Raw genomic sequence first — 23,961 nt, forward strand, 5'->3', positions numbered from 1 at the left:
ATGCCCCGAGTCCCGTCCGGTACGCCCGCCGCCTTCGCCACCGCACTGCGCGCCCGCGAACAGCTCATCGGCTACTGGTCCGTCCTGGACTCCCCGGTCTCCACCGAACGCCTCGCTCGCCTCGGCTACGACTATGTGGCACTGGACGCCCAGCACGGCCTGATCGACTACGCGGGTCTGCTCGCCTCCCTCACCGCCATCGACACCAAGGGGAGCACCGCCGTGGGCCTGGTGCGCGTCGAGGCGAACGACGCGGCACCGATCGGCCGGGCGCTGGACGCGGGGGCCGCCGGTGTCATCGTCCCGCTCATCGACACCGCCCAGGACGCGGCCGACGCGGTGGCCGCCGTCCGCTACCCGCCGCTCGGGCGCCGCTCGTACGGCCCGATGCGCTCGGGCCTGCGGATCGGGCCCGACCCGGCCGACGCGCACGCGCAGACCGTCGTCCTCGCGATGATCGAGACCGCGGACGGCCTCGCCAATGTCGCCGCGATCTGCGCCACGGAAGGTCTCGACGGCGTCTACATCGGCCCCTCCGACCTGCGGATCGCCATCGGCGGCGCCACGGCAAGCGATCCGGCGGTCGCCGACCGCTTCGAGGCCGCGCTGGTCACGGTGCGCGAGGCGGCGGCCGCCGCCGGCATCGCCGCGGGCATCCACAACCCGGACGGGGCGAGCGCCGGCCGGCGCCTGGCCGAGGGCTTCACCTTCGCCACCGTCTCGAGTGACCTGGTCCATCTGGAGCAGGCCGCGGGGAGCCACCTCGCGGCCGCCCGCCGCTCCGGGGAGGCGCGGTGACCACGGCTCCTGCCACCGCCGACGGCGTCCTGCGCCCGCATCCCGCCGAACCGGGTCGCGCCGAAGCCCGGCTGGCCGCGCCCGCCCCGCAGAACCACGCCGCGAATCTCGCGGTACTGCCCGGCGGGGACCTGGGCTGCGTCTGGTTCGCCGGAACGCAGGAAGGCGTCGCGGACATCTCCGTGTGGTCCGCCCGGCTCGCCCCAGGCGCCGGCGCCTGGTCCGCGCCGGTCCGGCTGTCCGACGACACCGGCCGCTCCGAGCAGAACCCCGTCCTGTTCCCCGCGCCGTCGGGCGAGTTGTGGCTGCTGCACACCGCGCAGCGAGCCGGCCACCAGGACACGGCCGAGGTGCGGCTGCGCGTCAGCGGTGACAACGGCGCGACCTGGGGCCCCTCCCGGGTCCTGTTCCCGGCCACGGCCGAGGGCGGGATCTTCGTCCGCCAGCCGGTCACCGTACTGCCGTCGGGGCGCTGGCTGCTGCCGGTGTTCCGCTGCGTCACCGTGCCGGGTGAGCGGTGGTCGGGCGGCCACGACACCAGTTCGGTCATGGTCAGCGACGACGCAGGACGGACCTGGGAGGAGCGGCCGGTGCCCGTCTCCACCGGCCTCGTACACATGAACGTCCACGCGCTGGCCGACGGTTCGCTGCTCGCGCTGTTCCGCAGCCGCTGGGCGGATGCCGTCCACCGCTGTACGTCGCACGACGACGGGCAGACCTGGACGGCGCCGGAGCCGCTCTCCGTCCCGAACAACAACTCCTCGCTCCAGTTCGTCCCGCTGGACGACGGCCGTCTCGCTCTGGTCCACAATCCCAGCAGCGCCGCCGACGCCACCGAGCGCCGCGCCTCGCTGTACGACGAGATCGACGACGCAGGGCTGAGCGGCGGCGGCGCGGACACCGCTGGCCCGGCCGGCGCCGCCTTCTGGGGCGCTCCCCGCGCCCCGCTCACTCTCTCCGTGTCGTCGGACGGCGGCCGGACCTGGCCGGTGCGGCGCGATCTGGAGACCGGCGACGGCTACTGCCTCACGAACAACTCCCGCGACGGGCTCAACCGCGAACTGTCCTATCCGTCCGTCACCCGGTCCGGCGACGGAACGCTGCACATCGCCTTCACCCACCACCGCCGCACGATCAAGCACCTGCGGCTGAGCCCCGCCTGGACGGACCGGGAGATACCCGCCTGACCGTCCGGCCCGACCCGTCGGGAACCCGGCGGACCACGCCGGACGGCGGGAATACCTCCGCCGCGTGCCGGGCTGCCACCCGTATGAGCACTCTCGGACTGATCGGCAGTGGCAACATCGGCAGCACGCTCGCGCGGCTCGGCACAGCCGCCGGGCTGGAGGTGGTCCTCAGCAACTCCCGGGGGCCCGAGACCCTGGCCGGCCTGGTGGCGGAGCTGGGGCCGCAGGCGCGCGCCGCGACCCCGGCGGAGGCGGCGGCCGCCGGGGACTGGGTCGTGGTCACCGTCCCGCTGAAGAACTACCGCCAGGTGCCGGTCGCGCCGCTGGCAGGAAAAGTCGTCCTCGACACGAACAACTACTACCCCGAGCGTGACGGGCGGATCCCCGAGCTGGACGCGGAGGAGACCACCACCAGCGGGCTGCTCCAGCACCATCTGCCGGACTCCCGGGTCGTCAAGGCGTTCAACAACATCTTCTTCAAGCACCTGGCCGCGCTGGCACGGCCGGCCGGGGCATCCGACCGGTCGGCTCTCCCGATCTCGGGCGACGACCCCGCGGCGAAGGCCGCCGCCACCCGGCTGCTCGATCTCCTCGGCTACGACGCGGTCGACGCGGGCACCCTCGCCGACAGCTGGCGCTTCCAGCGCGACACCCCGGCCTATGTCGTTCCGTATGCGCGCAACCAGCAGGGGCCGGGCATCGACATGAACGACCCGGGAGCGAGCGCCGGCGCCGCGTCGGTGCGTGCCGCCCTGGCCGCGGCCACCCGTCCCGCCGGCTGAGCCGCCGTACGACCGCTGCCCCGCCGTCCGGATCCACCGTGGTCCGGGCGGCGGGGCTTCGTCCTCCTCGTGCTTCTCCGGCGCGGAACTCGCGTCCAACTCGCCGGGAACCCAGGGCGGTTGACAGCCGACTACTGACACGAGGCAAGTGACGGAGCGCGTCCCAGGGGCCGTTGGGGCTCAGATGGAGGGCAGCCGGTGTGCGGTGGTACGAGGACGACTCCCTCTGGTCCGACTTCGCACCCACGATGTTCTCCGCCGACCGGGGCGAGGCGGTCGCCGGCCTCGTGGCGACGTCACCCCTGCTGGACTTCCCGCCCGGTGCCCGGGTGCTCGATCTGTGCTGCGGCCCCGGCCTCTTCCTTCTCCCGCTGGCCCGCCGTGGGTACGCCGTCACCGGTGTCGACCTCAGTCCTTCCATGCTCGACCGGGCGCGGACCGCGTGCGCGGAGGCCGGCGCCGACGTGCGGCTCGTCCGGGCGGACATGCTCGAATACGCCGAGCCCGGCTCCTTCGACGTCGTGCTCAACGTGTTCACGTCGTTCGGCTACTTCGACGATCCGGACGACAATCTGCGGGTGCTGCGCAACGCGCACGAGTCCCTCGCCCCCGGCGGGCGGCTCCTGGTGGATGTGATGGGCAAGGAGGTCCTCGCGGGCTGGATCGGACGCCCGCAGGCCGTGGATCTCCCCGACGGTTCGTATGTCGTCCAGCGTGATGTCGTCTTCGACAGCTGGCGGCGGCTGCGGACCGACTGGACGCTGGTGCGCGGCGCGAGCGCGCGTACCGCCTCCCTCACGTCCTTCCTCTACAGCGCCGCCGAACTGCACGATCTGTTCGTGGCGGCCGGGTTCACCGACGTGGAGTGCTTCGGGGGCTTCGACGGCGCCGCGTACGACCAGCACTCCCGTCGGCTGATCGTCCGGGGGACGAAGAAGTGTGACTCGGTAACCGGAGCTCAGGAGGATCGGTCAGTCATGTCGCCGCATCACGAGTTCAGCAGCCTGCCGCCCGGGACGCGGGGTGCCCTGCGATGACCGCCCCGACCACCCCGGCCGTCGCCCCGGCCCGGGTACACGAACACATCACCGACGCGATGAAGGCCCCGGATCTGATCCGGCTGAGCGGCAATGTGGTGCTCGCCCGCTTCGAGACGATGAAGGTGTACGCGGCGCTCGGCGCCGTCCGTACGCTGCTGCGGCGCGGCCGCATCGTTCCCGGCCAGACGCTCATCGACAGTTCGAGCGGCATCTACGCGCTGGCGCTCGCGATGGCCTGCCACCGTTACGGGCTGCGCTGTCACATCGTGGCGTCCACGACGGTCGACGCGGTGATGCGTGCCCAGCTGGAGGTGCTGGGCGCGACGGTCGATCAGATGCCGCCGTCCCAGAGCCTGCGGCTCGACCAGGAACGGCGGGTGCGGCACGTACGGCAACTGCTGGCCCGGCGGCCGGACTTCCACTGGATGCGGCAATACCACGACGTGGTGCACTACGCGGGCTACCGGGAGTTCGCCGATCTGGTCACCGAGGCGCTGCCGGGCAGTGAGCTGACCGTCGTCGGCGCCGTGGGCACGGGCGCGTCGACCGGCGGTCTGGTGCGGGCGCTGCGCGGATCGGGGCGCGCCGTGCGGCTGGTGGGGATCCAGCCGTTCGGGAGTGTCACGTTCGGCAGCGAGCGCTTCAGCGATCCCGAGGCGATCATCGCCGGCATCGGCAGCTCCATCCCCTTCGGCAATGTCCGGCACGATCTGTACGACACCCTTCACTGGGTGGACTTCCGCCACGCCATGGCCGGCGCGGTCGGCCTTCTGCGGGAGCACGCCGTCTTCGCCGGGCTCTCCACGGGGGCCGCGCATCTGGTCGGCTCGTGGGAGGCGGAGCGCGACCCCGGCCGGCTGCATCTCGTCATCGGCGCGGACACCGGACACCGGTACGCGGAGCGGGTGTTCGCCCGGCACGCCGAGGCCCTGGACCCCCGCACCGTACGCCCGGAGCGGATCCACACCCTCGACGATCTGCGTCCCCCGTGGTCGGTGATGGAGTGGGCCCGGCGCTCCCATCCGCAATCCGTCGTGCCGGCCGAGGAGTCGTCGTGACCATCGCCGCGCTGGAATCGCTGTCCTTCGGGCTGGCCCGGATGGCCGCCGCCGCGTCCGACGCCGGGCACCGGCTGTCTCTGCTCACCTGCGACCGGTCCGTGTACCGGCACGAACTGGACACCCTGCCGGACGGCGCGCTGTCCGTGATCGATGTCGACACCTTCGACACGGCCGCGACCCGGCGCGCGCTGGCCGCCCTGCCGGATCTGGCCGGACTCATCAACACCACGGACACCTGGAGTCTCCCGGCCGCCGATCTCGCGGCCGAGTTCGGGCTGCCGGGGCCGGATCCGGACGCGGTACGGCTACTGCGCGACAAGGCACGCGTCCGCGATCTGCTGTACCGCCGCGGACTGAGCAAGGGCCCCGCCGTGCCGGTCGTGCCGGCCGGCCAGGACCTGGACGGCGCGGCCGAGGTACTCCGTACGATCGGTCTGCCGGCCGTCCTCAAGGACTCGGCGGGCACCTCGTCCCGCAATGTCTGGGTGGTCAGGGACGAGCGGGCGTTGCGCGCCGCGCTCACCGAGGCAGGGCGGTGCGTCTTCGCCGGCGAGCTGTTCGCGGAGCCCTTCCTCGCCGGGCCGCTCTACAGCGCGGAGACACTCAGCTGGGACGGGGACACCCGGCTGCTGGGCGTGCTGAGCCGGCAGACCTCGCGTGAACCGGCCGTACGGGAGGAAGCCGCCGCGTTCCCCGTCGCGCTGCCCCGCGGTGAGCTGAGCGAGATCGAGCAGTGGGCCGGCGCCGTCCTGCGCACGGCCGGTCACGACAGCGGTTTCGCCCACGTGGAGTTCATTCTCACCGCCGAGGGCCCGCAACTGGTGGAGATCAACCGCAGGATCGGCGGGGCGCTGGTCGGGGAGGCGCTGTGCCGCTCCCTGGAGACCAATGTGTACGAGGCCATGATCGACACCGCGCTCGGACGCCGTCCCCGGCTCATGGACGCCGCGCTCGACCACACCGGTCCCGCCAGCGGATTCGTGCTCGTCCACCCGGACCGTCCGGGCGTCCTCGCGGGCTGGCACGGACTGGACGGACTCGGGGCGTACCCGGGCGCGGTGCGCTGGTACCCGACCAAGGCGCCGGGCGACGAGATACGCAGCGTGGACGATCAGCGTGGCTGCACCGGGATCGTGCTGGCCCAGGCGGCGACGGCGGAGATCGCTCTGCACCGGGCGGCGAGCGCGGCGGGGAGTGTGCGTCCCGTCCTCGTGGCCGACGGTGGGCCGTGAGCGCGGGACCGGGGCCGGCGGCCGGCGGCCGGCCGGTCCGCGGCTGTTCCTGCTGGCCGGCTCGTTCCTGATCACCCTGGGCAGCTTCGCCGTCCTGCCGTACATGTCGGTGCTTCTGCACCAGCGTCTCGGGCTCGGCCTCGGCACGGTCGGCGCCGTGCTCGCCATCGCCTCGCTGGTGCAGTTCTCCGGCGGCGTGGTGGGCGCGGCGCTGGCTCAGCGGATCGGGCTGCGGTCCACGATGCTGGTGGCGCTGGCCGTGCGTACGGCGGGGTTCGCGGCGTTCCTACCGGGGCTGGACCGTCCGGCGGTGGCGGTCGGCGCGCTGTTTCTGGTCTCGTGCGGGGCGGCGCTGTATCTCCCCGCGAACAAGGCGTATCTGGTGGCGGGGGCCGACGAGGCGGAGCGGCCCCGGCTGCTGTCCGCGAGCGGTTCGGCGTTCAACGCGGGCATCGCGCTGGGGCCTCCTGCGGCGGCGCCGTTCGTGCTGGGTTCGCCGGGGGTCCTGTTCGCCGGTGTGACCGTGCTGTTCGCCGTCGTCGGGCTCGGGCACGCCGTGCTGCTGCCCGCCGTCCCGGTCACGGGCCCCGCCCCGGCCGGCGGCCCCGACGCGCCTGCCGCGCGTCCCGGCGAGGGGGTGCTGCCCTTCACGGTCACCGTCGTGAGCGTGTACGTCTTCATGTTCTTCCAGCACTATCTCGCGCTCTATGCCGTCCCCCGTACGTCGGCGTCGTTCTACGGCGTCGTACTGATGGCCTACGCGTGCCTCCTGGTGATCGTGCAGCCGGCGCTGTCCCGGTGGATCGCCGGGCTCTCCTACCGGCGGGCGATGCGGGTGGGATTCGGCGCGATGGCCGCGGGGACGGCGGTCACCGGCCTCGGAGGGCACGCGGGCATCGGCGCGGGCGCCGCGCTGATCTGCCTGGGCGAGATCGTCCTCTTCCTGAAGAACGATCTGGAGGCGCTGGCCCGGTCGTCCGCCGCGCCGGCCGTGGTCTTCGGCCGGCAGCGGCTGGCCGCGGGAATCGGCGCGTTCGCCAGCGGAGTGATCGGGGGTCAGCTGTACGGGGCGGCCGAAGGGGCCGGAATGGAGCGGGGCTTCTGGCTGGCGGTGTCCCTCCAGTGTCTGGTGCTGCCCGTCCTGCTGATCCCGTTGGCGCGGCGCGGGTACGCCGGCTTCCGTACCCGGTCCGGGGACGGGCTCCCGGCCGGGCCCGCCGGTCCGCGCCGTCCTCGATGACGGCACGGACCAGCGCGTGGACCGGCGCGCGAACCGGGGCACGCACCGGCGCGCGGCGTTACGCCGACGGGGTGCGGACCAGGTCCTGTCCGGTCGATCTTCGTGGATCAGCCCGCGGCGTCTGGTGCGGTACATCGCAAGGCGGAGGATCGTCCTCGTACTGGACGTACTTGGACGACTCCGACAACGCGGCGAGGTGCCGTGCCGGGCGTCGCGGGCCCGCGACGATCGGCCGGACAGGACCTGGCGGTAAGGACAGCGCCGGGCCGGGCACGAACCGGGGGTCCGTGTCCGCCTGCCACACCGCGGCGAGGTCGCGTCTGGCCCGCGCGACGCGGGAGCGGACCGTACCGACCGGGCAGTCGGCGACGCGGGCGGCTTCCACGTAGGACAGGCCCAGCAGCTGGGTCAGCACGAACGCCTGCCGGCGCGGCGGGTCCATCGTGTCCAGCGCGTCGAACACCGCGACGGTCTCGTCGAAGCCGGGCAGATGGCGCGGCTGGGCGCGTTCGGCCGCCAGCTGCCAGTCCGCGGTGTCGGCGACCCGGGGCCGGGCGGCGGCGCTGCGGTAGCGGTCGATGACGACGCACCGGGCGATCGACAGGAGCCAGGTACGGGCGCAGGACCGGCCGGCGAACTTCGCCAGGCTGGTCAGAGCCCGCAGATAGGTTTCCTGCGCCAGGTCGTCGGCCCCGGGCACATCGGCGCTCAGATGGGCGACGAACCGCCGTACGTCGTCGTAGGTCGCGCGGACGAAACGCTCGGCGGCCTCCCGGTCACCGCCGCCCGCGGCCAGGGCCCACGCGGTGATCTGCGTATCGTGGCCGTCGGATCTGACTCTGCGTAAGTTCGTTGTCGGAGCAGGGGACATCGCACACGGTCCTTCGCGTCCTCGCGGAGCCGCGCCGTCGTGGCGCGAGCCCCTCCGTGACCGGCTCCCGCGGCGCCGCCGCGGGCCACCGGTAGGCCTGTGAACAGGCACGCGCACGTGCCTGAGCGGACCTTCGGCCACGGCCGGGCCCGGGCGGAGCGCCGGAGACGGGACGGTGCGGAAGGTCAGGGACAGGACGGCAGAAGGGGCGGACCGCGGCGAGAGGTGCCGTGCGCCACGACGCGATGGCGCAGACGGCGACGAGGCCGGCGCGGCGCGCGGATCCGCGGCTGTGGCGGCGGCGATCCGGTGTGGGACAGCATCCGCCGGGCCAGCCGCAGCGGGGCGCAGACGAACAGCGCGAGCGAGCGGCCGAGTTGGAGGACGGCCGTCTCCCCACGCCACAGCCACCATCCGCACAGCAGTCCCGCGACCATATGGGCCACGGCCATGCCGGACGTCAGGGAGTGGCCGTCGTAGGCCATCGCGAGGGCCATGAGATCGGCAGGACCCTCGCCCATGCCCGGGCCGGTGTGCGCCGCCGCCATACCGGAGTGGCCCTCGCCCGGCATGGAGATCGCCTTGGAGCCACCGCTGTGCGGCAGACACAGGTGGATCCAGCTGAACAGGGCGTGCAGGAACACCTGTCCCGCCGCGCTCACGCCGGCGACCACCAGGGCGCCGCGCCGCCGCCCCGCCAGCCACCATCCGGCGCCGCCCGCCGCGACCAGCGCGAGGGCCAGGGCCGGCCAGGGCAGCGGAGCCCCTGACTGAAGCGCGTGCCCGAGTCCGGACACCGCTACGCACACGGCCGCGAAGACCACGGCTCGTGTGAGACGGAATGCGGGCCCGGCTCTCATGGGCGTCATCGTGTCACCCGTGACGGAGCATCGGAAAAGAGCTGCCGATCCGGATACATCGACGGTTCGCCCGCTATAGGACGACAGCCAGATGATGTGATCCATGTCACATGGAGACGCGGGGAACTTTCCCGGTACGGGGCCCGACTCCTCGGATAACGCGCCTCGTTGGATCCACACGCCCACACACTCGCCGACCCGCATGCCCGCGCACCCGCAGACCCGCCGACCCGCCGACGCCATCGAGAAGGCCCTTCAGATGAAGCCGTCCCCCGCGCCCGCCGCCCCCGAACCGGCCAGCCTCCCCGATTCCGCCACCGGCCGGCAGCAGCCCCGGCCCACGCTCAGGTCGGATCTGAAGGCATCCATACCCGACGGTCTCATCGCGCTGGTGGTGACCGCCGCCGTATTCGCCCTTCTCTACGCCCGTATTCGCGCGAAGACGTCATCAACCGTGTCCGTCATGCCGTTCATGGCGGACGCGGGGGGCTTCTGGATGTACTTCCTCAGCCAGGCGTTCGGCTGGGCGGCCCTCCTGTGGGCCTGGACCACGGTCCTGCTCGGGCTGCTGCTCTCCGGGCCCCGCCCGGCGTGGCTGCCGCTGTCCGGCCCGCGCCTGGAGCGGCTGCACCGCACCACGAGCCTCAACACGATCGCTCTCATCGCCGCCCATGCCCTGCTGTTCGCCGCGGAGTTGGTGCGCCATGACACCGCGCGCTGGAATTCCCGGCTGTACACCGCCTTCGTCGAGGCGTTCGTACCGGGCGGCTACGACTCGGGTACCGGCCAGATCGCCATGCCGCTCGGGCAGGCCGCCCTCTATCTGGCCGTCCCGCTCGGACTGCTCTTCTACATCAGGCACCGCATCGGCCCCAAGACCTGGCGCGTCCTGCACCGCTTCGTCATCGTCGTCTACGTCCTGAGCGTGTGGCACACCCTCCTGTACGGAACGAACGTCTGGTACGACGGCTGGTTCCGCACCAGCGTCTGGCTGCTGCAACTGCCCATCGCCGCGCTCCTGCTCGTACGGCTGCTGCGCCCGGCACGCCGCTCCGAGCGGCTGTCCAGGCCCAGCGCCCACACCGGCTCGGGCACGGGCTGGGGCCTGCGCCTCGGCGGGCGGCTCGCCGCGGCCGGGATCGTCGTCGCGATTCTCGCCGTCGTCCTCAGCGGGAACGACGGCGGCCGCTCGGTTCCGCCCGCCGACACGTCATCGACCCACAATCACGACTGAGCCGGGAACGGGGGGCGGCCGTGCTCAGGCGGCGGTCGCGTCGTGGTCCGTGGAGAGGGAGAGCCCCCGCCAGGCCGCCAACTCGTCCCGTACGAAGTCGAGTTTGGCCTCCACCCGGGCCACCGCGTCCGCCCCGAGCTGCACGCGCAGCGGCGCGGCCGGGTCCTGTCCGAGCCCGACGATGATGCGGGCGGCCTTGACCGGGTCGCCGGGCTGGGCGTGGTTGCCCTCGGCGGAGGCTTCGCGAGTGGCTCCCGCGCTCGCCGCGTAGTCGGGGAGGGCGGTCTCCTCGGTGTGCAGACTCGACGCGTCGAGGAAGTCGGTACGGAAACGGCCCGGTTCGACGATCGTCACCTGGATGCCGAGAGGGGCCAGTTCCTGCTGGAGGGCCTCGGAGAAGCCCTCCATGGCGAACTTCGTCGCGGCGTAGACGCCCCAGCCGGACCCCGCGGTGAACCCGCCGACCGAGCTGATGTTGATGACATGCCCGGAGCGCCGGGGGCGCATCACCGGCAGAACGGCGCGCAGGACGTTGAGCGAGCCGAACACATTGGTGTCGAACACCGAGCGCGCCGCCCCGTCGGAGATCTCTTCCACGGCGCCCAGTACGCCCCGGCCCGCGTTGTTGACCAGGACGTCGATCCCGCCGAAGCGGTCGACGGCCGCCCGCACCGCCGCGTGTGCCTGCCGCTGGTCCGTCACGTCGAGCGGGACACTGAGCAGCGCGTCGCCCACGTCGGGGAACGCGGCGTGCAGCGCGGCGGTGTCGCGCGCGGTGGCGGCGACCTGGTGTCCCTGGACGAGCGCCTCTCTGGTGATCTCCAGACCGAATCCGCGCGAGGCTCCGGTGATCAGCCATGTGCTCATGGCGGCTACCTCCTTGCTGGGTCCTGCCGTCTCCTGAGGTGTGCTGCTGATTCCTGCTGGTCAGTCGGCCGCGCGGGAGAGCGCCGCGTACTCGTCGTCGGTCAGTTCCAGGGTCGCGCCCTTGATGTTCTCCTCCAGGTGGGCCACCGACGAGGTGCCGGGGATCGGGAGGACGACCGGCGAGCGCCGCAGCAGCCAGGCCAGCGCGAGCTGCGAGGGGGCCACACCCCGGCCGGCCGCCATCTTCGTCAGCGGGCTGTCCGCACCGGCCAGGGCGCCGGTGGCCAGCGGGAACCACGGGATGAACGCCATGTCGTGCGCCTGCGCGTGCTCCAGCACGTCCTCGGCGGCCCGGTCGGCGAGATTGAAGCGGTTCTGTACGGAGACGATCCGCGCGGTCTTCCCGGCCTCCACCACCTCGGGGACGGAGACCTCGCTCAGCCCGATGTGCCGGATCTTGCCCTCGCTCTGCAGCGCGGCGAGCTCGCCGACCTGCTCCGCGAGCGGCACCTTCGGGTCGACGCGGTGCAGCTGGAGCAGGTCGATGCGCTCCAGGGCGAGGTGGCGCAGGTTCAGCTCGACCTGCTGACGCAGATACTCCGGGCGCCCGACCGGCTGCCAGATGTCCGGCCCGGCGCGGGTCAAGCCGACCTTGGTGGCGATCACCAGCTCGTCGGGGTACGGGTGGAGCGCCTTCTTCAGCAGGAGATCGGCCGTGAAGGGGCCGTACGAGTCGGCGGTGTCGATGAAGGTGATACCCAGCTCGACGGCGCGGCGCAGGACCTGTACGGCTTCCGCCGGATCCCTGGGGTCTCCCCAGATGCCGGGGCCGGTCAGCTGCATGGCGCCGTAGCCGAGCCGGGTGACGGGCAGATCGCCGCCGAGAACGAAGGTGCCGGACGCGCGGGCGGGCTGCAGGGTTACGGGCATGATCATGCTCCTAAGCGAACTGTGCGTTCAGTTTGCTGAGGAGGCAGCGCGATGACCGGGCGGTTCGTTCCGTCGCGCGTTCTTGCGACGCTGCCGGCGCAGTCGGCGTCACCGGAGCCCCACACTCCGCGACCGGGGCGATGACGCGAGGTCTCGTGCCCGGCCCGGCGGGCTCCTTGCCGCACTCCTCGGGACCGCTCACTGTCCTGGCGGTCTTGGCTTCATGCCCGTCCGAGTCTATCGGCTCGGTGTGACGTACTCCACGGGAAGCGGCCCCGGCGCGGGGCGGACGCCGCCGGGAGCCGCCGGAATCGCCGGGGGCGACCGCCGTGCGGAACCGCCGCGCCCTCCCGCGACGTTCACAGGGCAGCACCGCACACGGCTGGTGCTGTTCCCGGGCCGGACGGGCGGTGGCGATGCGCGAGTTGGTTCCCGGCGGGAATCTGCCCCTGCCGGACGTGGCGCTGTCGCTCCAGGTGCCGGGGCCGTTCGATCTCTCCGTACTCATCACCGGCGACAGCGGGAAGGTCGCCGCTGACGGCGTTTTCGTCTTCTACAACCAGCGCTCCGCTCCGGGCGCCCGGCTGCACGCCGGCGGCGCCGGCATCGACCCGCGGCGGCTGCGGGCCGGCGCGAGCCGGGTCACCGTGGCCATCAGCCCCGGCGACCCCGGCACTCCCCTCGGCCGCCTGCCGGTCCCGACGCTGACCGTCACGGGCGAGGGCGTGGGCGTCCTCGCCCGGTTCACGCCCGCGCGGCCGACGCACGAGACGGTCCTGCTGCTGGCGGAGATCTACCGCCGCGGCGCCGCGTGGAAGCTGCGGGCCCTCGGTCAGGGGTACGCGGACGGGCTGGCCGGCGTCGCCCGCGACTTCGGCGTCGATGTCACGGAGGAAGCCACCGCTCCCCCACCGTCTCTCCCCGCGCCCCTTCCACCGCCGGCCGCCCCCGCGAGCGGTACGGAGGCCGGATTCGCCGCACTCGTCCGGGCCGAACGGCTCAGGGCCGGCCTGCCTCCCGTGGCCATGGAGAGCCGGCTCTCGGCCGCGGCGCGGGCACACGCGGCGGTCATGGCGGGGCAGCGGCGGCTCAGCTCGGAGAGCCCCGACGGCATCTCCGTCTTCCAGCGGATCACCGCCGGCGGCTACCGCTACCTCCGTATCGAACAGCAGCTGGTCTCCGGCCCCCGTACACCGGGTGAGTTCATGGACTACTGCCTGACCGCCGAAGCGACCCGGGGCCCGCTGTACGACGCGGCGCTGTCCGACGCGGGAATCGCCCATGCCGTCGACGCCCGCTCCGGCGGCTTCTACTGGACGGCGCTGTGGGCCCGCCCCTTCACCGCGGACGGCCTGCTGCGCACCACCGCCGAGGTGCTCGCCCTCACCAACGCCGCACGCGCCGCCGCCGGACTGCGCCCGTTGGCCGGCGACGCGCGGCTGGCGGCAGCGGCGCAGGCCCACAGCACGGACATGGCCGAGCGTGCCTTCTACGCGCACACCTCGCCCGAGGGCAGCGCGCCCTGGGACCGGGCGGCCGCCGCCGGGTCGGGGCACCGGTCCATCGGCGAGAACATCGCCTGCGGCCAGCGCACCCCCCGCGAGGTGGTCCAGGGCTGGATGGACAGCCCCGGCCACCGGGCGAACATCCTCAAAGCGGACTTCACCCACCTGGGAATCGGCTTCGCGGGCGGCGGCCCGGCGGGCACGTACTGGACCCAGCTCTTCGGCCGGTCCTGACGCTCCCCGTCCTCATCCGCACGGGGTCACCAGTCGTGGACGGTGCCGTCCAGGAGGCGGTTGACCGGCAGGTAGGCGGCCTCGTATCCGTGAGCGGCGGCGAGGTCCTCGTCGAGTTCCACGCCGATGCCCGGCGCCTCGCCGGGGTGCAGATAGCCGTCGGTGAAGGTGTACGCGTGCGGGAACACCTCGTCGGTCAGCGGCGTGTACCCCGCGTATTCCTGTATGCCGAAGTTGTGGATCGCCAGATCGAGGTGGATGGCGGCGGCCATACCGACCGGTGAGATGTCCTCCGGCCCGTGGATGGCGCTCTTGATCTGGTGCTGCGCGGCGAAGTCGAAGAGCTTCTTGAGCGGCGAGACGCCACCGAAGTGGGTGACCGCGGAGCGCACGTAGTCGATCAGCTTCTCGCTCACGAGCGTCTGATAGTCGTATACGGAGTTGAAGACCTCACCGATCGCGAGGGGCGTGGTCGTGTGCCGGCGGACCAGGCGCAGACCGTCCTGGTCCTCGGCGGGCGTGCAGTCCTCCAGCCAGAAGAGCCGGTACGGCTCGAGGTCTTTGCCCAGCTGCGCCGCCTGGATCGGCGTAAGACGGTGATGGGCGTCGTGCAACAGGGGCAGCTCGGGCCCGAATTCGTTGCGGACCGCCTCGAAGACCGTGGGTATGTGCCGCAGGTAGGCCGCGGTGTCCCAGTCCTCCACCACCGGACGGGCCTGCTGGTGGGGCACGGCGGCGGCCCCGGCGGGGCCGGCGCTGTGATGGACGCCGTATACGGTCTTCAGGCCCGGGATGCCCGTCTGTATCCGGATGGCCGGGTAGCCCTCGGCCAGCCGGGCACGGATCGAGTCGAACAGCTCGGGGATGTCCTGCCCGTTCGCGTGTCCGTAGGTTCCGACGCGCTCGCGGCTCGCGCCGCCGAGCAGCTGGTAGAGCGGAAGGCCGGCGGCCTTGGCCTTGATGTCCCACAGGGCGACGTCAACGGCGGCGATGGCGGCCATCGTCACGGGGCCGCGGCGCCAGTACGCGCCCCGGTACAGCGACTGCCAGGTGTCTTCGATGCGGTGCGGATCGATGCCGACGAGCAGGGGTGCCACGTGGTCCTGGAGGTAGCTGGCGACGGCGAGTTCCCGCCCGTTGAGCGTGGCGTCGCCGAGACCGGAAATGCCTTCGTCGGTCGTTATCTTGAGGGTGACGAAGTTACGGCCGGGGCTGGTGACGACGACCTTCGCGTCGACGATCTTCATGAATACGCTCTTCCTGGCTTGCGGTGCGAACAGTGGACGGCGGTGGGGAGAGGACAACGGGGCGGACGGGCGGCCCGGCTGTCGTGGGCGGTGGTTCAGCCCTTGGAAGCACCTGAGGTCAGCCCGGCCACGAGGTACTTCTGTCCGAGGAGTGCGGCGAGGAGGACCGGCAGCGTGATGAGGGTGGCGGCGGCCATCAGGCCACCCCAGTCCGTGCTCGCGTAGGAGATGAAGTTGAACAGCGTCACGGGCACGGTCTGGGTGTGCTCGTCCGCGAAGATCAGCGCGAACATGAAGTTGTTCCAGCTGAAGACGAACGCCAGCAGGGACGCGGTGGCGGTGCCCGGCGCCGCGAGCGGAAGCGAGATGCGCCAGAAGGCGCCGAACGCGGACAGTCCGTCCGTACGCGCGGCCTCCTCCAGCTCGACCGGCAGGCCCTCGAAGAAGCTGATCATGATCCACAGGATCAGCGGGACCGAGACGAACATATGACTGAGGACCAGCACGGTGTAGGAGCCGACCAGGCCCGCCTGCGCGAACACGTAGTACCAGGGGACGAGCAGCGAGATCGCGGGAATGATGCGGGCCACCAGGATGAGGGAGCCGGCGCGGCGCATCCGGAACCGTCCCACCGCCCAGGCGGCCGGTACGGCGATGATCGCGGAGAGCACGGTGGACGCGAAGCCGACGATCAGGGAGTTGCCCATCGACCGGAGGATCTGGCCGGCCTCCAGGACGCTGCGGAAATTCTCCAGCGTGGGAGAGAACCACAGCCCGACGCTCGGATCGGTCACCTGGACGTTCGTCTTGAACGCCGCGGCGAACATCCAGATGACCGGCAGCGCGAAGATGAGCGCCACCACGGTGATGGCGATCCCCCGCAGCCAGGACCAGTTCCTGCGCCTGCGCCTGCGGCCATGGACGGACGCGGGCGGGCGCGGACCGGTGGTGCTCCCCTGCGGGGAGGAAGAGACGGTGACGCTCATGCGGACTTCCTTCCGGCGCGGCGGCGGAGCAGGACCACGACGCCGATGATGAAGAGCGTGAACAGGACCAGGACGGCGGAGGCGAGCCCGTATTCCTGGTAGTCGAAGGTGAGGCCGTAGGCGTAGACGTTGAGGGTCTCCGCCTCGAAGTCCGAACCTCCGCCGGGGCCCTTCGTGGCGTACAGGATGTCGAAGGTCTTGAGAGCGTCGACGGAGCGCAGCACGAGAGCGGTGGCCAGCGTGGGGCCGAGCATCGGCAGGATGACGTAACGGAACCGCTGCCAGCTGTTGGCCCCGTCGACGAGGGACGCCTCTTCTGGCTCCTCCGGGAGGGTGGTCAGGCCGGCGAGCAGGAGCAAGGTCATCATCGGTGTCCACTGCCAGACGTCGATGAACATCAGGGTGGGCAGCGACTGGCTCACCGAGCCGAGGAACTCCTGCGGGGGCAGTCCGAGGGAGCCGAGCAGGTGGTTGGCGATGCCGTTGGTGGGGTCGAGGATGAGCAGCCAGAGGATGCCGATCGCGACCGGTGTGGTGAGCAGCGGAATGATGAGGACCGTGCGCACCCAGCGCATGCCGCGGAACGGCTTGCGCATGAGCATCGCCAGGGCGAGGCCGAGCACCGTCTCCACCACCACGGCGCCGACGGTGAAGATCACCGTGCGCTGGACGGCGGGCCAGAAACGGCGCGAGTCGCCCAGCGCGTCGGCGAAGTTCCGCAGGCCGACATAGCCCTTCTCGGCGTTCACCGCGCCGAAGGCGTCGGTGAAGCTGAGGTTGAGGGTGAAGACCAGCGGAAAGATGATCATCAGACCCACGAAGATCAGCGCCGGTGCGAGCATCGCCCACTTCAGACGCCGGTTGGCCTGCTCGAACGTCCGCGGTGTCCGGGCGCGGGGGCCCCGTACGCCCGGGGCCGCGCCGGCCGGTCGGCCGGGTGCCGTCGTGGAGACCTCGGTGGTGGACATCAGGACTCCCGGTGGCGGTTGTCGCGGACAAGGAAATCGGCGAACTCTGCGTCGGCGTCGCGGACGACCGGCTCCACGGCGTCGCCGAGGATCCCGGCTACCAGCGGACGGCCGATGATGTCCCGCGCCCGGCCGACCTGGAGGACCGAGGGCCGGTCACGGCCGACGCCCCGCTCCGCGTTGAGCCGCATGGCCTCCGCCAGCTCCGGCGGGAACGTGGCGAGCGTCTTGGCGTCCGACCACGCGGACTGGCGGGCGCTCGGGATTCCCGCCGCCTGGAGTTCGGCCGCCATCTCGGGGCTGGACGCCCACTGGATGAACTCCCAGGCGTCGTCACGCAGCAGGGAGAACTCATTGATTCCCAGACTCCACGACGGAATGTTGTGCGGCCGGGAGCCGGCCGGACCGGCCGGGAACGGGGCAAAGCCCACGGTCTTGCCCACGGTCGAGATCTTCGGGTCGAGGAAGTTGCTGTAGACGGCGTCGGCGTCGATGAAGAACGCCGCCTTGCCCTGGGCGAAGACCGGCAGGGCCTGTTCGAGGCTCATGTTGGTGGCACCGGGCGGACCGGCCCGTTCGAGCAGCTTGCCGTAGTACTTGTACGCGGCGAGCGCTTCCGGCGTGCCGATGCCGGACTTTCCGTCGACGACGAAGTCACCGCCGAAGGAGTAGAGAAAGCTCGACCACTGGGTGACGGCGCCGCTGCGCTGTCCCCGCCCGACGTAGCCGAAGAATCCCTTGTCACGCTTGGTGAGGTCCAGCGACATCGCCATCAGGTCGTCGAGCGTGCGGGGCGGACCGCCGAGACCTTCGACCAGGTCCTTGCGGTAGTAGAGGGCCGGGCGTTCGGTCACCACCGGCACACTCAGGACCTTGCCCGCGGTGACCGACGCCTCGCGCGGGGCCTGCTGGAAGTCGGACCAGTCGTACGCCGTGTCGCTCTCGACCCGGTCGGTGAGATCGGTGAGCCAGCCGTTGTGCCCGAAGACCAGCTGCTCCTGGAGCGCCCGGACCATCATGACGTCGACGTCGGTGGCGGAGGCGTTGAGTTTGACGTTGTAGCTGCTGGCGAGCTGGTCCGCGGTGAGCAGGGCCATGGAGACCTTGCGTCCGATCCGGTCCTCGAACTCGCTCATACGACCTTTGATCGCCTGCGACCAGACGTGGTTGATCGCCATGATCCTGAGCGGTGCGTCCGGGGAGGCGGTGCGACCGCGGGTCGAGCAGGCGCTGAGCGACGCCACGCCCGCCGCGGCCGCGACACCGGCGGCCAGCTTGCCGAAAGAGCGCCGGCTGAGAAACTGGCTGCTCGTGGACATCGTTGTCCTCGTCTTTCTGATGTGATGCGTACCGATTTAACTGGTCCAACTGGTAGGACCAGATGGACCGTAACAGCAGACATCACGCCCTGACCAGCCTCGAACGTCCGGCATTACCCGACGTAAACGGGCACGCCACGGAGAGCCAGGTCGGTTCAACAAAGGGATAAATTAGGGCATTGCGGTCAGTTCTGACCGCGGCCGTGCGGCTCACCGAGCAACGTCTCGATGTGCTGACGCGCCATCACGTTCACGTTGAGATCGAGATCCGGACCGTAGGTACGCAGGCCAAGGGTGAGATGCTCACGCATGCGCGCGCAGGCCAACTCGACATCGCGCGCCACGATCGCCTCGAAGATCTCGGGGTGGTGCGGAGTGCCCGGCTCACCGATCGACGGATCGGAGTTCGAGCGGAGCATCATCTCGAACATCATCCCGCTGATCGACGACAGCATGATCCGGAGTACGGGATTGCCGCTCGCCGCCGCGATGGCGTCATGAAAGTCGACGTCCGCCTGGGCCTTGCGGACAAAGTCGGTCGCCGTTTCCAGCGCGTCCCTGGCCGCCCGGATCGCGGAGATGTCCTCCGCCGTCGCACGCGCCGTCGCCAGCCTGACGGTCTCCACCTCGAGCGGGACACGCGCCTCGATGAGCTGGCGGACCGTGGGCCGCCCGGCGCGGTACAGCGCGTCATAGTTGCGCGCCTGCTGGGACGTCTGTTCGCACACGAACGACCCCCGGCCCGGCGCGACCTGGATCAGGTGCTGGGCCTCCAGCCGCCGCAGCACCTCACGCACCACATTCCGGCTGGCGTGGAACTGGACGGCGAGCTCGCGCTCCGAAGGCAGCTTGGCCCCCACGGCGATCTCTCCGGACCGGATGTCGTGCTCCATCTGACGCGCGATGCGCTCGGTCAGGAGCCCGCGCTGGGCGGGGGGTGCGACACGGCCCGACTGCGAGGAAGGGGCAGCTGGCATGTTGAGGAGGATACAGGCCGAATGTCTGACCGAAGAGCCGTTCGGTCAACGCCCCTCCCCGCCCGCCGGGCCGGCGCCGACCCGTGCCGGGGAACGGAACTGACCGCCGGCCGTACCGTCCCGGTCGTACGAGCAGCAGTCCGAGGGTAATCCAGACGTAGGTGTTCGCGCCGAGCACGGCATCGGCGCCGGTCGAGTCCCACCGCCACAGCCAGACGACGCTGCTGCACAGGACCACGTACACCGCGGCGCACAGCGCGAGCGGCAGCCGGCGCTCCCGGTGGCCGCGGCGCAGCCCGGTGTCCGTCAGTACGACAAGGGCGGGGATGAGCCAGACCAGATGATGGACCCAGGTCACCGGCGAGACCAGGCAGGCGGCCAGGCCGGTCAGGGCGAACCCGGCCCGCTCGTCGCCGTCGCGGACGGCCGCGCGGGCGCGGTACGCCCAAAGCGCGAGGACCGCCAGGACACACACCAGCCACAGCGCCCGGCCGGGATGGTCGGGCTGGAGGCGGGCCAGTACGCCTTGCAGCGACTGGTTGGAGACATAGCTGAGCGAGCCGACGCGGTCGGTGTTCCACAGGGCGTCGGTCCAGAAGGTCCGGGAGGCCTTGGGGTCGGCCAGGGCGGCGAGCAGCGTGGCGGCGCCGGCCGTGCCCGCCGCCACGCCGGCCTGCCGTCTGCGCCCGGTGATCAGCAGATAGCCGATGAACAGCGCGGGCGTGAGCTTGATCGCGGTCGCGAGGCCGATGCCGATGCCCGCGTAGCGGCCGCGCCCGGTGGCCAGCAGCCGTGCGTCGGCGAAGACGAGCGCGACGAGCAGCAGGTTCACCTGGCCGAAGCTGAAGGTGTCGCGGACCGGTTCGAGCAGGGCGAACAGGCAGCCCGCCACGACGAAGGCGAACCACCGGCACCAGCCTTCACGCCGGATGACCGGGCCGGCCAGCCAGTGCAGCAGCAGCGCGGAGGCGACGACGCTCAGCGCGATGCTGATCCCGACGGCCACGGGCCAGGAGACCAGGGCCATCGGCAGCATGGACACCGCCGCGAAGGGCGGGTAGGTGAAACCGTACGTCGTGCCGGGGCGGAGATAGTCGTAGATCCCGCCGTCGTGGTGAACCCAGTCACCGACCGTGCCGTAGTAGACACCGACGTCGAAGAAGTCCCGGTGCAGGGGGACGGTGGCAAGGAAGACGGCGGTGGCCACCACCAGGCACACCGCCACGCTCACACGCCTAGCGGGCGTCGCCAGGACGCGGCGCGGCCACCTCATGAAAGGGCCCCCGTCCGGGCGGGGAGGGTTCCCGGTTCCGGCATCCGGAGCATCCACCACAGGGCCGGCAGGGCGAGCGCGCCGCCGGTCACCGCGAGCGTCAACTGCGTCCCGTCCGGCGGGGATCCGCTGGGCAGCAGGCCCAGTGCGAGGATCCCGCTGCCGGCCGCGGCCCAGCGCCGTACGCGACCGTCGGGCGCGGCCGCGGCGATCAGGAACAGCCCCCACAGCGCGTACCACGGCCGGAACGCCGGTCCCAGTACGAAGACCGCGAGCAGGGAGAGCGCCAGCGCGTAGACCGGGCCGAGGCCCTTCCCTGAGGCTCCCGCCCCGGCGATGAGCGGCCGGACAGCGCCCGGGCCCGCCCGGCGCAGCCAGAGCAGGGCGACGGCGACGGCGGTGGCCAGCAGGCCGAGCCGGCGCCACGCCGGTACGGCCAGGTCGGCGAGCCCGCTCCCGGCGGCGTCCAGCAGCGCGCCGCTGAGCCGGCCGAGCCCGCTGGTGAGCGACCAGTTGTCGGGCGAGACGGGGGTGGAGAGGGCTCCGAGCCAGCCGTAGCCCGTGCCGGCCGCCGCCGTCACCACGGCGGTGGTGGCCAGGGCGACGGCGCAGGTCAGCGCGGCGGCTCCGACCGTACGGCCCCGGCCCGTGAACCGGGCCGACCACAGCGCGGTCACCGCCAGCAGGCCCAGCGCCGCGGGCGCCTTCACCAGTGCGGCGAGCGTGATGAGGACCGCCGCCCTGGCCGGCCATCCGCCGAGCGCCGCCACGAGTCCGGCCCCGAGCAGCCCCAGCATGAGGGCGTCGTTGTGGGCTCCCGCGACAAGGTGCAGCAGCACGAGCGGGTTGAGCGCGCCCAGCCAGAGAGCGGCGGACGGTTCGACGCCGCAGCGGCGGGCGAGCGCGGGCAGAAAGGCGATCATCAGCGCGACACCGAGCAGCGCGACGAGCCGCATGCCGAGTACTCCGGATGGCACGTCGACGCGGGCGAGAGCGGCGACCTTCGCGGCGACGGCGAGGAACACCGGGCCGTACGGGGCCGGGGTGTGCTGCCATACCGGCGCCACCTCGGTCGCGAGCGGCCCGCCCAGATGCGCCGGGCCATGGGCGTACACGTCGATCCGCGCGTCGACCATCGCCCCCTGCGCGAGATAGCTGTATACGTCCCGGCTGAACAGCGGCGGTCCGATCAGCAGCGGCGCCGCCCATACCGCGAGGGTGGTCAGCAGCTCGCGCGGAGCCGGCGGCCGGGGGCGGCGCACCGCGCGGCCCAGCCACCACCAGGCCGCGATCAGCAGCACGAGTCCGAAGTACGCGAGGACCAGGCCCAGTGCGGCGCGTCCCGACGAGGGAAGGAGCGCTTCCCCTACCGGCAGCGCGCCCGCGGTCAGCCCGCCGGCCATGAGCGCGACGGACCCCGCGAGCCCCAGTGTCCTGCAGCGGTACGGGTCCACATCAGCGTTCAGGGCGAGCATCTGTGGAGGCTCGCAGGAGGGGGTGGCCGGAAGACGACGTCGCCACCACGCTCCGGTGGCAGACACGTATCCGCCGCCTTAAGCCAGGTGGGCCCCGGATCGGATCCGGGGCCCACCTGGGACAGGAGCTGACGCCCCCTACTTCTCCAGGGTGAAGGTGTCGATGTCGAACAGGGAGCCCGCCCCGCCGGTGAAGGTGAGGAAGACCGGCCCGGTCGGTGTGCCGGTCAGCGGGGTGGAGACGGTCTGGAAGGTCTCCCAGCCGCCGGTGTTGCGGACCGTGGCCGAACCGAGCACCGGTCCGGTGGCCGAGCCGGAGCGCACCTGGATGGTGCCGCCGGCTCCGGCCGAGGAGACCTTCGCGCTGAAGGTCTTGACCCCCGCGAGGGAGCTCTGGGAGTAGCCGGCCCAGTCTCCGCTCTCGATGTAGCCGAGGGTCTTGCCGCCGCTGGCGGGGGCGTGGTCGGCGGCCTGGACGCCCTGGGACGAGGTGTAGGACTCACCCTCGAAGGTGGACGGGGTGGTGGTGGCGCCGAGCTCCTTGATCCGGACGTTGCGGAAGGACACGTCGTCGCCCGCGCCGTGGTTCTGGATCCCGATGTATCCCTGCTTGAGGGACCGGACCGGGTCGGTGTTCGTGAAGTCGTTGATCTTCACGCCGTTGAGGAAGACCTGGAGCCGCTCCCCCTCCACCCGGATCTCGTACGTGTTCCATGCCCCCGGCGGGTTGAGCGCGCCGTCCCGCGCGGCGATGTCGGCCGACTTGAAGCCATAGATGGAGCCGGTGGTCTTGTCGGCCGTGTCGGTGGCGTCGATCTGGATCTCGTACCCCTGGTTCACCGCCGAGTTGGGGTCGTCGGAGGTCGGGAAGCCCACGAAGACACCGGAGTTGTCGTCTCCGGGCATCTTCCAGTCCAGCTTCAGGGAGTACGAGGAGTACTCCTTGGACCGGTACCAGAGCAGGCCCATGCCGCCCTGAGAGGTCAGGGTGGCGTCGGTGTTGGTGAAGCTGCCGGGGCCCGCCTGCGACCAGCCGGTGGTCGAGCCGTTGTACAGGCTCGTGTAGCCGGTCTCGGCGCGGCAGTCGGCCTTGGCGAAGCCGGCCGCGTAGCGGATACCGCCGAGCAGCAGTGAGCGGAACGCGGGGTCGGCGTACGACTCCGCGGTGTGGCCGAGCCCGGTGTAGAAGGACCGGCCGTTGCCCTGCGGATGGCACCAGGTGATGGGGTGGTCGCCGCTCATCTCCCCGCCGCTGTAGCTGCCTTCGTCGAGGCTCTGCAGCACCCGGACATTGGCCCGCGGGTTGGTGCGGTAGTTGTACCACTCGTCGGACCTGGACCAGGTCTGGCCGAGGTGCGAGGTGGCCGGGTTCGCCCGGTCCTCGGTCTTCACGGTGGCCTGCTGGATCGCCGGGTGGCTCTTGAACCAGGCGCCGACGAGCCCTTCGTACTGCGGCCACCCGTACTCGGTGTCGGCGGCCGCGTGGACGCCGAGGTAGCCGCCGCCACCGTCGATGTACCCCTGGAGAGCCGACTGCTGGGTGTCGTTGAGGACATCGCCGGTGGTGCTGAGGAACACCACCGCCTTGAAGCCGGCCAGGTTGGCCGGGGTGAAGGCGGCGCCGTCCTCGGTGGCGGTGACCGTGAAGTTGTTGGCCCCGCCGAGGTCACGGATGGCTTGCGTGCCGGCCGGGATGGAGTCGTGGCGGAAGCCGGCGGTCTTGGAGAAGACGAGCACCTTGTAGGCGGGGTCGGCGGCCTGTGCGGTCGCGGCCGGTGTCACGAACGCCCCGACGAGGGCGAGGGCGACGACGAAGGCCGAGGCAGCGGCCGACGGTATTCGCCGGAGCTGTGTGCGCATCACTGTCCCTTTCCC

20 protein-coding genes and 1 pseudogene are annotated in these 23,961 nt (G+C 71.7%); 9 read left to right on the forward strand and 12 right to left on the reverse strand.

What is annotated here, in order from left to right; genetic code table 11:
- The 7 genes from ACFVWW_RS01055 (at window position 1) to ACFVWW_RS01085 (ending at window position 7,340) form a co-directional block, all read left to right on the forward strand.
- Window positions 1–798 (forward strand): HpcH/HpaI aldolase/citrate lyase family protein, encoded by a 798-nt coding sequence (locus ACFVWW_RS01055; protein WP_386875131.1) that lies wholly within the window; start codon window positions 1–3, stop codon window positions 796–798.
- Entirely contained in the window at window positions 795–1,985 is a 1,191-nt protein-coding gene (locus tag ACFVWW_RS01060; protein ID WP_386875133.1) for an exo-alpha-sialidase, read from the forward strand. The genes ACFVWW_RS01055 and ACFVWW_RS01060 overlap by 4 nt, the downstream gene beginning before the upstream one ends.
- 83 nt (window positions 1,986–2,068) lie before the next feature.
- Entirely contained in the window at window positions 2,069–2,767 is a 699-nt protein-coding gene (locus tag ACFVWW_RS01065) for an NADPH-dependent F420 reductase (RefSeq protein WP_386875135.1), read from the forward strand.
- 200 nt (window positions 2,768–2,967) lie between these two features.
- Window positions 2,968–3,804, forward strand: coding sequence for a class I SAM-dependent methyltransferase (locus ACFVWW_RS01070; RefSeq protein WP_384327573.1), 837 nt, complete (start codon window positions 2,968–2,970; stop codon window positions 3,802–3,804).
- Window positions 3,801–4,865 (forward strand): pyridoxal-phosphate dependent enzyme, encoded by a 1,065-nt coding sequence (locus ACFVWW_RS01075; RefSeq protein WP_386875138.1) that lies wholly within the window; start codon window positions 3,801–3,803, stop codon window positions 4,863–4,865. Before ACFVWW_RS01070 ends, ACFVWW_RS01075 begins: the two co-directional genes overlap by 4 nt.
- A complete protein-coding gene (locus ACFVWW_RS01080) occupies window positions 4,862–6,100 on the forward strand; it encodes an ATP-grasp domain-containing protein (RefSeq protein WP_386875140.1) in 1,239 nt (412 codons plus the stop codon). The genes ACFVWW_RS01075 and ACFVWW_RS01080 overlap by 4 nt, the downstream gene beginning before the upstream one ends.
- Window positions 6,090–7,340, forward strand: a complete 1,251-nt coding sequence (locus ACFVWW_RS01085; RefSeq protein WP_386875142.1) for an MFS transporter — start codon at window positions 6,090–6,092, stop codon at window positions 7,338–7,340. Before ACFVWW_RS01080 ends, ACFVWW_RS01085 begins: the two co-directional genes overlap by 11 nt.
- A gap of 289 nt (window positions 7,341–7,629) precedes the next feature.
- On the opposite strand, the pseudogene ACFVWW_RS01090 reads toward ACFVWW_RS01085, so the two are convergent.
- Window positions 7,630–8,211, reverse strand: a pseudogene (locus ACFVWW_RS01090) (sigma-70 family RNA polymerase sigma factor); the annotation flags it as partial.
- Window positions 8,212–8,396: 185 nt separating this feature from the next.
- Complete coding sequence (locus tag ACFVWW_RS01095; protein WP_384193138.1) at window positions 8,397–9,071, reverse strand: hypothetical protein; 675 nt, start codon at window positions 9,069–9,071, stop codon at window positions 8,397–8,399.
- A 202-nt stretch (window positions 9,072–9,273) separates the two neighbouring features.
- On the opposite strand from ACFVWW_RS01095, the gene ACFVWW_RS01100 reads away from it, so the two are divergent.
- Window positions 9,274–10,305: a ferric reductase-like transmembrane domain-containing protein gene (locus ACFVWW_RS01100; protein WP_384193139.1), complete on the forward strand. Its 1,032-nt coding sequence runs from the start codon at window positions 9,274–9,276 to the stop codon at window positions 10,303–10,305.
- A 24-nt stretch (window positions 10,306–10,329) separates the two neighbouring features.
- Here ACFVWW_RS01100 and ACFVWW_RS01105 read toward each other — a convergent pair whose 3' ends face one another.
- On the reverse strand, window positions 10,330–11,172 hold the full coding sequence (locus tag ACFVWW_RS01105; RefSeq protein ID WP_384193142.1) for an oxidoreductase: 843 nt from the start codon (window positions 11,170–11,172) through the stop codon (window positions 10,330–10,332).
- 60 nt (window positions 11,173–11,232) lie between these two features.
- A complete protein-coding gene (locus ACFVWW_RS01110) occupies window positions 11,233–12,102 on the reverse strand; it encodes an aldo/keto reductase (protein ID WP_384193144.1) in 870 nt (289 codons plus the stop codon).
- A gap of 416 nt (window positions 12,103–12,518) precedes the next feature.
- Here ACFVWW_RS01110 and ACFVWW_RS01115 point away from each other — a divergent pair, with 416 nt between their 5' ends.
- On the forward strand, window positions 12,519–13,841 hold the full coding sequence (locus tag ACFVWW_RS01115) for a CAP domain-containing protein (RefSeq protein ID WP_386875145.1): 1,323 nt from the start codon (window positions 12,519–12,521) through the stop codon (window positions 13,839–13,841).
- A 26-nt stretch (window positions 13,842–13,867) separates the two neighbouring features.
- Here the strand turns inward: ACFVWW_RS01115 and manD are convergent, their stop codons facing one another.
- The 8 genes from manD to ACFVWW_RS01155 form a co-directional block, all read right to left on the reverse strand.
- A complete protein-coding gene (gene manD / locus ACFVWW_RS01120; RefSeq protein WP_384327594.1) occupies window positions 13,868–15,088 on the reverse strand; it encodes a D-mannonate dehydratase ManD in 1,221 nt (406 codons plus the stop codon).
- A gap of 95 nt (window positions 15,089–15,183) precedes the next feature.
- The gene (locus ACFVWW_RS01125) at window positions 15,184–16,074 is read right to left on the reverse strand and encodes a carbohydrate ABC transporter permease (protein WP_386875147.1); all 891 of its coding nucleotides are present in this window, start codon (window positions 16,072–16,074) and stop codon (window positions 15,184–15,186) included.
- Window positions 16,071–17,042: a carbohydrate ABC transporter permease gene (locus ACFVWW_RS01130; protein ID WP_384193153.1), complete on the reverse strand. Its 972-nt coding sequence runs from the start codon at window positions 17,040–17,042 to the stop codon at window positions 16,071–16,073. Before ACFVWW_RS01130 ends, ACFVWW_RS01125 begins: the two co-directional genes overlap by 4 nt.
- Entirely contained in the window at window positions 17,042–18,361 is a 1,320-nt protein-coding gene (locus ACFVWW_RS01135) for an ABC transporter substrate-binding protein (protein ID WP_386875150.1), read from the reverse strand. The genes ACFVWW_RS01130 and ACFVWW_RS01135 overlap by 1 nt, the downstream gene beginning before the upstream one ends.
- A gap of 185 nt (window positions 18,362–18,546) precedes the next feature.
- Entirely contained in the window at window positions 18,547–19,254 is a 708-nt protein-coding gene (locus ACFVWW_RS01140; protein ID WP_386875152.1) for a FadR/GntR family transcriptional regulator, read from the reverse strand.
- Complete coding sequence (locus ACFVWW_RS01145) at window positions 19,151–20,611, reverse strand: glycosyltransferase 87 family protein (protein ID WP_386875154.1); 1,461 nt, start codon at window positions 20,609–20,611, stop codon at window positions 19,151–19,153. Before ACFVWW_RS01145 ends, ACFVWW_RS01140 begins: the two co-directional genes overlap by 104 nt.
- Window positions 20,608–22,086 (reverse strand): polyprenol phosphomannose-dependent alpha 1,6 mannosyltransferase MptB, encoded by a 1,479-nt coding sequence (gene mptB, locus ACFVWW_RS01150; protein ID WP_386875156.1) that lies wholly within the window; start codon window positions 22,084–22,086, stop codon window positions 20,608–20,610. The genes ACFVWW_RS01145 and mptB overlap by 4 nt, the downstream gene beginning before the upstream one ends.
- A gap of 138 nt (window positions 22,087–22,224) precedes the next feature.
- Window positions 22,225–23,946, reverse strand: coding sequence for a ThuA domain-containing protein (locus ACFVWW_RS01155; RefSeq protein WP_386875158.1), 1,722 nt, complete (start codon window positions 23,944–23,946; stop codon window positions 22,225–22,227).
- Between the last annotated feature and the right edge of the window lie 15 nt (window positions 23,947–23,961).

The sequence above is a fragment of the Streptomyces sp. NPDC058198 genome (assembly GCF_042882605.1).
Taxonomy (GTDB): Bacteria; Actinomycetota; Actinomycetes; order Streptomycetales; family Streptomycetaceae; genus Streptomyces.